14 protein-coding genes are annotated in these 11,344 nt (G+C 63.1%); 9 read left to right on the forward strand and 5 right to left on the reverse strand.

The window, feature by feature from the left end:
- The 5 genes from FFS45_RS40710 to FFS45_RS40730 all read left to right on the forward strand — a co-directional run.
- On the forward strand, positions 1-610 hold a 610-nt coding region (locus tag FFS45_RS40710; RefSeq protein ID WP_249363127.1), incomplete at its 5' end, for a DUF932 domain-containing protein.
- 38 nt (positions 611-648) lie between these two features.
- Positions 649-960: a hypothetical protein gene (locus tag FFS45_RS40715; protein WP_249363128.1), complete on the forward strand. Its 312-nt coding sequence runs from the start codon at positions 649-651 to the stop codon at positions 958-960.
- A gap of 45 nt (positions 961-1,005) precedes the next feature.
- Positions 1,006-1,368 (forward strand): single-stranded DNA-binding protein, encoded by a 363-nt coding sequence (locus FFS45_RS40720; protein WP_137960228.1) that lies wholly within the window; start codon positions 1,006-1,008, stop codon positions 1,366-1,368.
- Positions 1,369-2,070: 702 nt separating this feature from the next.
- Positions 2,071-2,781 carry a hypothetical protein gene (locus FFS45_RS40725; RefSeq protein WP_137960229.1) on the forward strand — a complete coding sequence of 237 codons (711 nt, stop codon included), beginning with the start codon at positions 2,071-2,073 and terminating at the stop codon, positions 2,779-2,781.
- A gap of 26 nt (positions 2,782-2,807) precedes the next feature.
- The gene (locus FFS45_RS40730) at positions 2,808-3,080 is read left to right on the forward strand and encodes an XRE family transcriptional regulator (protein WP_137960230.1); all 273 of its coding nucleotides are present in this window, start codon (positions 2,808-2,810) and stop codon (positions 3,078-3,080) included.
- 197 nt (positions 3,081-3,277) lie between these two features.
- Here FFS45_RS40730 and FFS45_RS40735 read toward each other — a convergent pair whose 3' ends face one another.
- The 3 genes from FFS45_RS40735 to FFS45_RS40745 all read right to left on the reverse strand — a co-directional run bounded on the left by FFS45_RS40735 (position 3,278) and on the right by FFS45_RS40745 (position 7,058).
- A complete protein-coding gene (locus FFS45_RS40735; RefSeq protein ID WP_171029898.1) occupies positions 3,278-4,672 on the reverse strand; it encodes a replication protein O in 1,395 nt (464 codons plus the stop codon).
- A gap of 181 nt (positions 4,673-4,853) precedes the next feature.
- The gene (locus FFS45_RS40740) at positions 4,854-5,759 is read right to left on the reverse strand and encodes a ParB N-terminal domain-containing protein (protein WP_249363129.1); all 906 of its coding nucleotides are present in this window, start codon (positions 5,757-5,759) and stop codon (positions 4,854-4,856) included.
- A gap of 105 nt (positions 5,760-5,864) precedes the next feature.
- A complete protein-coding gene (locus FFS45_RS40745; protein WP_249363130.1) occupies positions 5,865-7,058 on the reverse strand; it encodes an AAA family ATPase in 1,194 nt (397 codons plus the stop codon).
- A 263-nt stretch (positions 7,059-7,321) separates the two neighbouring features.
- Between FFS45_RS40745 and FFS45_RS40750 the strand changes: the two genes are divergently transcribed.
- Positions 7,322-7,606: a hypothetical protein gene (locus FFS45_RS40750; RefSeq protein ID WP_137960233.1), complete on the forward strand. Its 285-nt coding sequence runs from the start codon at positions 7,322-7,324 to the stop codon at positions 7,604-7,606.
- 52 nt (positions 7,607-7,658) lie between these two features.
- Here the strand turns inward: FFS45_RS40750 and FFS45_RS40755 are convergent, their stop codons facing one another.
- Positions 7,659-7,961 (reverse strand): Txe/YoeB family addiction module toxin, encoded by a 303-nt coding sequence (locus FFS45_RS40755; protein WP_137960234.1) that lies wholly within the window; start codon positions 7,959-7,961, stop codon positions 7,659-7,661.
- Positions 7,915-8,211: a type II toxin-antitoxin system prevent-host-death family antitoxin gene (locus tag FFS45_RS40760; protein ID WP_137960235.1), complete on the reverse strand. Its 297-nt coding sequence runs from the start codon at positions 8,209-8,211 to the stop codon at positions 7,915-7,917. Before FFS45_RS40760 ends, FFS45_RS40755 begins: the two co-directional genes overlap by 47 nt.
- Before the next feature lie 1,033 nt (positions 8,212-9,244).
- On the opposite strand from FFS45_RS40760, the gene FFS45_RS40765 reads away from it, so the two are divergent.
- The 3 genes from FFS45_RS40765 to FFS45_RS40775 form a co-directional block, all read left to right on the forward strand.
- Positions 9,245-9,514, forward strand: coding sequence for a type II toxin-antitoxin system prevent-host-death family antitoxin (locus FFS45_RS40765; protein ID WP_137960236.1), 270 nt, complete (start codon positions 9,245-9,247; stop codon positions 9,512-9,514).
- On the forward strand, positions 9,511-9,900 hold the full coding sequence (locus FFS45_RS40770) for a type II toxin-antitoxin system VapC family toxin (protein ID WP_137960237.1): 390 nt from the start codon (positions 9,511-9,513) through the stop codon (positions 9,898-9,900). Before FFS45_RS40765 ends, FFS45_RS40770 begins: the two co-directional genes overlap by 4 nt.
- 22 nt (positions 9,901-9,922) lie before the next feature.
- Positions 9,923-11,344, forward strand: a 1,422-nt coding sequence (locus FFS45_RS40775) for a phage integrase family protein (RefSeq protein WP_137960238.1), incomplete at its 3' end; no start/stop codon positions are given.

An 11,344-nucleotide genomic window follows, 5' to 3' on the forward strand; every position in this document is an offset into this window, starting at 1 on the left:
CGTTCTGTCCACTTTTTCTTCTAATCTGATGGACGTCCCGCAGACTGGCGATTCCAGTATTTTCAAGGCTCAGGCTGATGTCCATCGTTTTTCTCTTGCGCGTAACGATGGCAGCAGCAGCTACCAGATGCTCGCCGGGATGTTCCGGTTTGTGTGCCAGAACGGTATGGTCTGCGGAGACACCATTGGTGATATTCGCGTGCCTCATAAGGGCGACGTGGTCGGCGAGGTGATCGAGGGAGCGTTCAAGGTGCTCGACAGCTTTGAGGCAGCGACCCGTCAGCGCGAGGGGATGGCCGGTCTGGCATTGACTGACGGCGAACAGACCGCTTTCGCGCGGGCCGCGCTTGCGCTGCGGTACGACGACGAGAAGCCCGCGCCCATCACTGAGCAGCAACTTTTGACACCGCATCGCATGGAGGATCGCGCACGGGACCTGTGGACGACATTCAATCGCGTGCAGGAAAACATGATCAACGGCGGCCTGCGCGGTCGTAATGCGAATGGCCGGGCCACCACCACCCGCGCGGTGACCGGCATTGACCAGAACATCAGGCTCAACCGCGCCCTCTGGGTGCTCGCCGGCGAACTGTGCCGCCTGCGCGGCTAACCGGTGCGCCCGGCCTTCGGGCCGGGCATGACCTCACTATGGAAACCGACATGGATACCGCTCACATCCGCCCAACGTGGCTAACCGCCCTCCTTCCACTGCTGGCCGTCTATCAGTACGGCGATCGTTCCCTGGTGCGCGCGGAACTGTTCCGCATGGCCTTGTCCGCCGATGCCGCCGCGCGCTGCGCCGAAGCACTCGACCGGATTGCCAACATGCTGGACCGCGACGGGCACCCAATCGACATGCACCGTGAAGAGTTGCGCGCGATAGCCCGCAACGCGCTCTCCGAGTTTGATCGTGTGCCGCCCCGTGCCCCGCAACCTGCCCTACCCGAGCCAGGATTCTAACGAACGTTTCCCTCTGTTTCATTCAAACTGTCAGGAGTACAAATCATGAACAAGCTTTTCTTTACTGGCCGTGTTGCCGCCGCCCCAGTGCTCGCGAATCACGGTGATTCGAAGGTGACGAAATTCACACTGATTTCCAACGAGTATGCCGGTCGCGACGAAGGCACCGGCGAAGCGAAAGAGCGTCAGGTGAGAATCCAGTTCACCGCCTTTGGTTCGCGCGGTGAGGCCATCGCGCGAAACGTGCTGAAGGGCGATCAACTGATCATTGAGGCGAAGCTGTCAAACAACGATTTCAAGGACGGTGAAGGGATCGAGCGCTACGGCTACAACTTCACGGTCGAGAACTTCGACTTCGGCGCGCCGGGCGAACTCAAGCGGGTGCAACTCGCCCGGCGTCAGGAATAGTCCATGTCGGCCCCGGTTCATGCCGGGGCTGTCGCCCGGTACAGGAAATGCCCGTGAAACATTGGGCGGCGGTGGTATTTCATTCAGGCGCATACCTGGCTGAAAATAGCGTCAGCGGAATGCGCGTCCCAGCCGTCCGGTAGGGATACCCCCTTCCTGCCAAACCTGGAGCCCGGATAACCGCACGCGTCACGCGCGCGCCGGCGCGCCCGGATCGAGGCGCACGGGGACCCGCGCCGGCAGGCGTGGGGAGAGCGCCGGCGCGGCGCAGTAGCGCCGGGACGATCCGGTACGGCGCAGGCAGACCACGGCCGGGGTCGTCAAGCAGCCGCAGGCTGCGTGTTTCCTCCGCGGCGAAGCCGTGGGGGCTGGATCCAGGATCAGCTTGCGGACCGCCGGGGCCGGCGCTGTCGTACGATCCCCTATACGGATTGAATCAACAGGACCAGAGATGGAAGACAGAACGATTTACGCTGGCGCCGCCGGACACAGGCACGTCTCAAGGTACAGATGGTTGTGGCCTGACGCAAACGGACGCGAGGAACTGGCGTTGGGTACAGTAGCGAATATTTCCGCGGCATGGTTGTCGGGCTGCGCTGGTCGATGCGCTCGATGCACCGGTGCCGTTCAGCATCGCCCCTTTTATCACCGACCGCGGTTACGCGGTCGAAGTCCCCTACTCCGGACCAGCAAGGTAGCACCATGAACAATCCGCCTCGCCCGAAAACGCACCGGATCACCAGCAACGTGCCCGAGCACCTCCTCGAGGCGTTCCAGCACACCATCACGGACTTTTTTGCGAACGCGCACGGCGGGCAGACGCCAGCGCAGCGTGCAGCGGAGATCCGCGCCGGCGATCGTGACCGCGGCCTCGATTCGCTCCTGCAACTTGTAGACGTGGCCGAAGGCGACACCGGTCAGGCGGAGACCGTCGCGGAATTTCTCGCGGGCCTGTACAACGGGACCGACTACCATTTCGATCTCACGGCGCTACGTGCACTGGACGATGACCTGTTCGAGCACTGTATGGCCGTGCTGCGGCTCGATCATCGTCCGGACGTTGAGGTACATCGATATTTCCCCGACGGCGAGCAGAGGTGGCAGCGGATAATCGCGCGCTGGAATCTGGATAAACGCCCTGTGCCGGAGCCGCCGCCGGTTCGTGGCGAACGCTATCAGGCGCGCTATGTGACGCATTCGGAGGCGCCCGGCTATCGCCATATCACGCTGGTCGTCGCGATTGACGGGGACCCGGCGCGCGAGTTGCCGATTGAACTGCATTTTTCGGCGGCTGATTCCGAGAGCATGGCCCGCGACCTGCTGGATCTGCATCGCCATGCGTGGGCACCCCGTGAGCACCGTGTCGGCCCGCTCGACGTCAAGGAAGGCGAGCAGCGCCCACGGTGGCTTTAATAAATAGACTGAGCGGAAAAGGAAAAATGAATAACGACTTCCACACACGCATTCGCCCGGAATGTCTGCTGCCGTGGGTAGAGGGCTGGCAGCAACCAACCGGTGTTGAGATACGTGAGGTCATAGGTCGCACGGGGCTAACCGGGCGGGCGGTCGCGGATCTGGTGGGCTTAAGCGAGAAAGGCGGCGGCCGGCAGGTTCGGCGATGGATAAGCGAGGAATCGCATATCCCCTACGCGGCCTGGGCAATCCTGTGCGAGGTAGCAGGGCTGGGCAAGATCTGGGAAACCCGGGAGTAGCCGGATCTGCCGGAGTATTTTTAGCAGTACTTATCTCTCTCCCATGTGCAACGCGATGTCCGCCAGATCCCGAACGGTAGGACAACCCGGCCGCGCGACTAACGTTCAAGGGTACCGCGGTGAACAGGCAGCCGTCCGCGCCCCGCAATGCGCGCGGATATTGCTTCCCGTGACGGGACTCTTTCGACTCGCAAGGCTCACGCACGCGCTGGATCCGCAGACTGGGCCATTCCGTTTGGCGTAGGCCGGCGGGCGCCCACCAGGCGCGCGAGGATCCCAAGCTGGGTGTCGCCCACCCGGGTCAGCAAAGGTGCATCCGGCTGGGTGCCTGGAGGCAGGGATGGCGCCGCCTGGGCACGTTGGTGTTCACGGCGTCGGGTCGCGAACTGCTCTTCGAACTCGGGCGTCGCCGGGACAATCCGGCGTGCAAGGAGCGCATCGACGAAGTTCGCCTGCCACGATCCGGCCATCACTCGGGGCTGCGCTTCGCGGATGTCGTGCGTGGTCGATACGTCGGCGGAGATGACGATCTTGCGGGTACCGGTCGCATCGAAGAATGTCTGACCGGTGCAGCGCGAGAGCACGGCCTGCACTTCATGCGCTTCGCGTTGAGCCTGTTGCGTGGCCTCGATCGCAGCCTGTCGGGCACGGCGTTGGTGAGCAAAGTCGGTTGGCGTGCTGAGCAGCTTGCGCAGGTAGTTGATGGGGCGGTTGGCGGCCTTCAGGTTGTCCCAGACTACGGCGACGACGTCGGAGAGCAGCTTGCCGTGCTGTCTCGCATCGCGCATCAGTTTGAAAATCAGGAATTGATGAAAACCCAGGGCCCGCAGACGCTCGAGGTCCGCTGGCAGTTGCCCCGGTTGTCTCTTTTGAAAAGCAGAAGGGCAAAGATCCTTATATATAGCACCGTCTGCCACGCTGGCAGACGGCTGCGTCAAGGATAAGGCGGCCGCGTCGGCTGCCCCATCCTGTGCAGGTGCGGGATCGCTGCTCACGGCCATGGCGGGTGGTTCGGTGAGGCCGAGTAGCTGGGCGGCTTTCTCGGAGAGGTGAAGGTAGGCGCGGCCAAAGAGGCCGGCCTCGCCGTAGCGTTTCTGGGGCGCGCGGACAATCAGACCGGCGGATTCGAGGTCATCGAGGCTGCGATAGAAGGTGCGCATTGACTGCATGGCGCGGCCGGTCAGCAGCTCACGGCGCGCGTAGATCGCCGCATAAGGGTGACGGGCGTCGACGGTGCGGGCGAGGGCCGAGAGCAGGGCGCGCGCACGGGCAGGAACGCCGTGCAGATGCGCGGCGCGATGCGCGGCGCGAAAGATGATCCATGGCAGGTTCGTGGTGTCGCAGCTGAATTCAGCGAGCGCGTTGCCATCGGAGACGACATCGGCCTGATCTGCCGGTTGAGGGCGAATGTCTCCCTCGCCGGCAACGAAGTGTTGCGCGATAAGCATGTCTACACGTCCATTTCGTAAAAATGGATGGCACACGCTTGACTGCCGTTCGCGTTCCGCTACACTTCGAGTTGTCTCTTGCTTGCCCGATTGGCGTCGGGGAAGTGCAGCGGTAGGGCGAGCGACAGCAAGCCCAATATTCAAAAGCCTTCGGTTCCAGCCGAAGGCTTTTGTTTTTACAACGTGGTGGTTAGCTTCTCATCGCACGTTCCTGAATGGCTAAGTGGTTGATTTGCAAAAAGACTCTACTAGAGTCCACTTTTTCATCGACCATCTGCTCCGCTAAGTCATTGATTTCTAAGAGGGCTCTACTGGAGCCAAACGGCTACTCCGCCTCTGGTGTAGCCATGTTTGAGCGAATAAAGGCGGCGATCTTTTCACTCCATTGCGCGGCCGCGTCGCTGTCGGTCCCGAAGAATCGAACGCCCACGACTCCATTTCGGGCAGACACTTCGCAAAACTTCTTCTTCCCGGTCTTGATCACAGTCGGGGCCGTTGCCTGCTGGTTCTTCGCTTTCACTGGGGTCGCCATCGCGACAGCCTTCTCTTGCGTGAATTCAAAGTCGTCGACCAATCTCCTTACGGCAGCGATGACCTGTTCCGTGGAACCGTTTTGAGCCAAAGAGGCGAGCTTTTGGGCGGCGTTGCTTCCCAGTCTGTCGGGGCTCGCTGCTAACGCTAACTTGGCCTCTGCCGGGAGCATGTCGAAAGAGAAAATGCGAGTGACGTGAGCCTTACTGAGTCCTGTGCTCTCAGCAATTTCATCGCGCGACAAGCCAGAGATATCTTGCAGACGGATGAAGTGCTGGTACTTCTCGAAATCGGGGAGTGACGGCGCGAGCAGATTCGAGAACAAAGCGGCAAACTCAATCTCTTTCGTGTCTCCCTCAAATGCCACGCCTCTGATCTTGGTGCGGCCAAGCTCGCGATAAATGGCAACGCGGTTGTACCCGGCAATCAGCTCCCTCTTGCCGTTCCCGAGTGATTTATAGAGAATCGGTGTTGCAAGCTTGTTTTGCTCGAGGTTCTTTCTCAGTTCGGCGTACGCTTCGGATGAAAGCGTTCTACGCCGGCCGGCTACCTCGACAAGCGTGTCGATCTCGATCTCATCGCCTTCCTGACCAGCAACCTGGGCCTCAAGCTCCTTAATCCTCTGTTCAGCGTTCGTCCATCGCTGCTCTGCATCCTTCCAGCGCTCATCTGCTTGATTGATTCGATTCTGTGCGTCCATGAGCCGGCCCGGCGACGTTCTGGCAGTCGTAGATGTTTCACCGGGCCGAACCTCCCTAGCTTCCACGTTTGCTGTCTTGGCAAGCAGTCGATCACCGATTCCCATTTACGCCTCCACTCTTGTCCATGCACTAATGAATTGCGCGTCGAGATGCTCCGCGAGCCGGTCCAATGGCTCTTTGTAACGGTGGTACGCGGCGGCGCTCCCGTCGGGCCTCGACAGATCGTAGACAGTCGAGAGCTGCGCGGATGCTCCCTTTGGCACGGACGATTCTGGAATCTCCATTGGCAACACGCGATCGCCGTACGCTTTTTGGAGCCAGCCCTTCACCACGCGGGACACGTCATCGTTTTTGGACTTCGTCAGCACCACGTTGACGAAGTCATAGCGTTTGGTTTGGAGCACGCCCGGCAGCTTTTTCGCAATGTCAGAAAATAAGTGCCAGAACTGCGTGGAACTGGCGAAATCCAAGCCCTCGGGCGGGCAGGGGAGGAGAATCGCGTCTGACGCAAGGAGGGCATTGATCGTCAGGTAGCTCAGCGCGGGCGGGGTGTCGACGATGACCACGTCATAGTGCGCGGTGAGCGGGTGCAGCCCCCTATTCATGATTTCCCAAAACTCAAAGGTGCTGTCCTTCAGTACCTTTGCGGGAATTTCAAACTCAGCGTCGAATAGCGACGACGACGCCGGAATGAGGTCGAGGTTGTGCCAGTACGTTGACTGAACAGCGTAGGACAGATCGGGTTGATCGCCGTAGATCAACGGGAGCAATGTTTGTTCGTCCGTTATCTCGGCGTCCGGAGCCCATCCACACAGCTGCGTGGTTGTCCCTTGTGGGTCGCAATCAATCACCAGAACCTTCCGGCCCAACAATGTAAGCGCTTGAGCCACCGATACCGCCGTTGTCGTCTTTGCGACGCCGCCCTTAAAATTGGCCACCGTCAACACGCGCGCTCGCGCGCCGGTCGGCCGTTTGGCACGAGTGGAAGTCTCGCTCACCCACGCGATCGCTTCTTCGAGTGTGAACTCCTTGCTGCGACCGCTTCCGCGTGACTTACCTGCCGGGAGATCACCCTTGGTAGTGCGATACTGGAAACGCTGTTTGTCCAGTCCGCAAAGCGCCGCCACCTGAGCGCTCGTGAACATCGGTGCATGCTTGCGGGGGTATGGTTCCAGCATCGCGTCGCGAATTTGGCTCAGAATGTCTGTGGCCTGAGCCGCGACCCCAAGAAGGGTTTCGATGGAAACGGATTGATCGACTTCTGGAAGGCGCGCACTAAGCATGGTGTTAGCGGTCACGGTTCTATCCTGGTTACTTGAGAATTATTCGGTTTTTGCAGAAACCACGGCTGACCGAAGAATAAACGGCCTACCGGTTAACTTCAAGTAAACTCTTAAGATCGCGAAAAACGGTACCTTCGTTCGTCGCCCCAGTGCAACGCTGGTCAATATTTCTGGCGTAGAAGCGGGACGAGCCGCCAGATAGCCAGCGCGTGGTTGAAAACTACCCGTTACCTGTATATATTCACAGTACTGTGTTTTTATACAGATCGGAGGCCGGCATGGAACATCTGGTGCGCGTACAGAACGAACGGGACCGGCAAATCCTTGCGTGGCTGCGCGGCCAGGTCGGCGATGCGACGCTCGCCGCGGCTGCGCAGGCTTGGGTGGGGCCGGGCAAGCCGTACGTCTCGCGACTGTGCCGGCGGCTCGGAGTGCGGCCGCCGTCGCCGATGCGGGTGGACGGCGCGCGCGCCACGGCGCACGTGGAGGTTGGCGAGCGCCATCTCGCGGTGATCCGGCAGATCCTGGCGCGGCCACGGTCAGAGGCAAGCCAGGCAGGATAGCGAGCGTGGCCGCAAAAAAAAGCACCGTTGCCGGTGCTTTTCCAGTGCTGCTTTAGTAGTGGTGCCGACACTGCATCACATAAATGATGCCGTCTTGGACGATGTACACGAGGCGGTCAGCCTTGGTGATCCGCCGGGACCAGAACCCTGTCAGATCCCCCTTCAGGGGCTCCGGTTTCCCGGTGCCCCTGAACGGATCGCGGGAGATTTCCTCGATCAGGCCGTTGATCTCTTCCATGATGGACAGGTCGTGTTTCTGCCAATGCAGGTAGTCGTCCCACGCGTTGGTACTCCACGCAACCTTGCACTTATTTACTGCTGCGGCTTTGTTTTTCGTCTTTTTCTGTTGTGTCATTTTTCAGCAAGTCCTTCATGAAGGTCTTGCCGGCCTTGAACTCGGCAATGGACTGGCGCAGCCGATCAGCGTTCGTCGGTGAGCCCAGCAGATGCAGGGTTTCCTGCAGGCTGTTGAAGTCATCCAGCGAAATCATCACGACATGCTCACCGCGCTGCCGGGTGATAACCGTCGGCTCGTGATCCTTGCAGACCGTATCCAGTGCCTGCTTGAAGCCGGCTCGCGCCTCACTAAAAGTCAGGATGTTCATATCTATCTCTCTGGCCTGATCCAGCAAGCCGGACCAGGTAATCTACGTTCACGCCCGCACCGCCAACGGTCCGGGCAACGTTTTCGTCGTACCGAGTTTGATGGGTACGACATCTTTCAGAAGGCGTTACGCGCCTTATCGTCTACCAAGGCCCAAGGGTCGACCCTAAAAAGGGTGGGCAAATGAATTGTACATAGTTAGGTACAATCTTTCAAGCCCCGTTTGCGGCGCGATGAACGGACGGGCAGTGTCAGCGCACTGGGACTGGTCGACGGGCCCGGGCAGGGCGGCGCCACCGCGGCGATGATGGACAGGTGGTCCGTGTTCAGGCCCGTGACTGCACACGGAGCCGCGGCGGGGCGGGCAACCGGGCCGGGCCGCCCGTCTGTGCTTCGCCACGCATCACGAAGCGGTCCGCGCTCATACAACCAGAGCACGGGCCGTTTTTCTGTGCCGCTCCAATGCCGCTAACTCCTGTTACCGGCACGGCATCGACGCCGCCAGCAGGGGAGGAGACCGGGTTGAGTCGACATCCGCAGGGCGGGGCGCCCGGAGGGCTTCGCGGTGGCGTCGCGGCCGGGAACGGGCGTTTTGCCGCCGGGAGCCTTATCTGCTAATTGTTATCGGCGACAGGCCGGCAGGGCGGCGGAACAGCGACTATCATGGAGAGGTGGTCCGTGCCAAACGCACGTGACCACCCACGGAGCAGCGGCGGGGCTGGCGGGCAAACTGGCCGCCCGTCGCGGCTCCGCCACGAACCGGTCCGCGCTCACACCACTGAAGCGGGCCGTTTTTTTGGCCCTGGTCAATGGTGATAACTGTTATTAGCACCATGCGGTTTAATGGGTTGAATACCGGGAAAGCGCGTTACCTCGCGCTGCCAGCCCATTTTGTTAAGGGTTTACCCTTTGATCCGATACGTCCGGCCGGTGCCGGCTGTCGAGCGCCGCAGGACACCCCGCACTGGCCGCTTGTGTTTCGTGGCCGGCGCCCGCATACTAGCTAACACTGATTAGCTAATCCGGAGAAGTCCATGCTCACGGTCAACATGCACGACGCCAAGTCGAAACTCTCGAGCCTGGTCGAGCGGCTCGAGCTCGGCCAGGAAAACGAGGTCATCATCGCCCGCAACGGTGCGCCGGTCGCCCGGCTGGTGCCGTTCGCGGCCCCCCGGCGCATCGGTGCCGCGCGGCACCTGCTCGCCGGCCTCGCGGTGCCGGCCACCGTCGAGGCGTTCAACGCCGGGGACGACGCGATCACCGCCGACTTCGAGGCGAGCGCGCAGCAGGACCTCACGCCATGAGGGTGCTGCTCGACACGCACATCGCCCTGTGGGCCGCCGAAGGCGCGCCCCAGCTGTCATCCCGGGCCGCCGCCCTGATCGAGGATCCGGTCAATACGCTGCTGGTCAGCGCCGCCTCGATCTGGGAGATCGCCATCAAGCACGCGAAAGGCAACCTGCGCGTGCATCCACGCGATGCCCGCTCGGCGTTTCGCCTCGCCGGTTTCGTCGAACTGCCGGTCACCGGCGACCATACGGAGGCGGTGGCGCTGCTGCCGTCCCATGCGGACCACGCCGATCCATTCGACCGGCTGATGATCGCCCAGGCGCTGCACGAGGGGATGGCGCTGCTGAGCGCCGACCCGAAGGTCTGGCGCTACCACCCGACCCTGATGCTGCCCGCCTGACGGCCGGCCCCGGAACCGCGTCATGGCCAACCGCCCGCAGCAGCTGACGCTGCCCCCGCCGCGCAGCTACACGCGCACCGACTTCACGGCGCTGCGCGCGTTCGTCCAGCGCGTGCCACTGCCGACCATCGCGCGGCTGTACTTCGATCCGGACACCGCGCCGCATGCGGCGGGCGCCGACGCGCTCGAGCGCTACCTGCGCACGATGCGCGATGACCTGGTGCACCTCGCAACCCTGCACGGCTCGTCCGCGCTGGCCGACCACCTGAAGGCGTCGACCCGGCACCACGGCAGCGCGAAGCTCACCGCCGTCACGCTGCGGATGGTCGAGCAGGCGTCCCGGCTGGCCGCCGCGGCGCCGGCCGCCACGCACCCGGTCGGCCTGTGGTTCCGCCCGCTGGTCGCCCGGCGCCTGGTGGGGGAGGGCATCCCGACGCTCGGCGCACTGGTGGACTTCTGCAACCGTCGCGGCGGCTGCTGGTGGCGGGCCGTGCCGCGCATCGGCCTGCTGCGCGCGCGGGTGCTGGTCGGGTGGCTGCGCCGGCACGCGGGCACGCTGGGCGTCACGGTGGCCGACGACGTCGATGCCGCCGATCCGCTCGACGCGCCGGCGGGCGCCGCGCGCGTCGCGCTGGTCCCGGCCGGCGGCGGGCGCGCCGGCGAGCTGGCGCCGCTCGAGCGGGTCGCGCTGCCCCACGCGCTGTCCGGCGGGGAGGGGCCGCAGGGCAACGGCACGCGCGGCCGCAACCGCGCACCGGGCCTGTGCTATCTGCAGGCGCAGCATGACCTCGACGCGATACGGGCCTGGCTGCACCGCTACCGCGACCGCCCGCAGGCGTTGCGCGCTTACACGCGCGAGCTCGAGCGTCTGCTGTTATGGGCGGTCACGGTGCGCGGCACGGCGCTGTCATCGCTCACGGTCGACGACTGCGAGGCCTACAAGGATTTCCTCGCGGTGCCGTCGGCGGCCTTTACCGGTCCCCGCACACGGCGCGATTCGCCATGCTGGCGACCCTTCGCGCCGGACGGCCTGAGCCCGGACAGCCAGCGTTACGCGGTGCGCGCGCTGCGTGCCGCGTTCGACTGGTTCGTCGATGTGCATTACCTGGCCGGCAACCCGTGGCAGGCGGTCAACGATCCGGTGACGGTCACGCGTGCGCACGCGATGCGCATCGAACGGGCGCTGCCGGTCGACCTGTGGCACCGGGTGCGCCGCTTTGCCGAAGACCGCAGCGCGAGCCTGGGGCCGGCCGGGCCGCGCTGGCGCGCAGCGCCCGCGGCGCTGCTGCTGATGGGCGACTCGGGTCTGCGCAACGCCGAGGCGGCGCTCGCGCGCCGCGAGCAGCTGCGCTACGTGCCGGCCGATGGCGAGGTGCCGGCCAGCTGGGAGCTGGCGGGGCTCGGCACGGGCCGGAAACAGAGCACCGTGCCGGTCCGGCCTCTT

Origin of the sequence: Burkholderia sp. 4M9327F10, from assembly GCF_005503145.1 — a bacterium.
Taxonomy (GTDB): Bacteria; Pseudomonadota; Gammaproteobacteria; order Burkholderiales; family Burkholderiaceae; genus Paraburkholderia.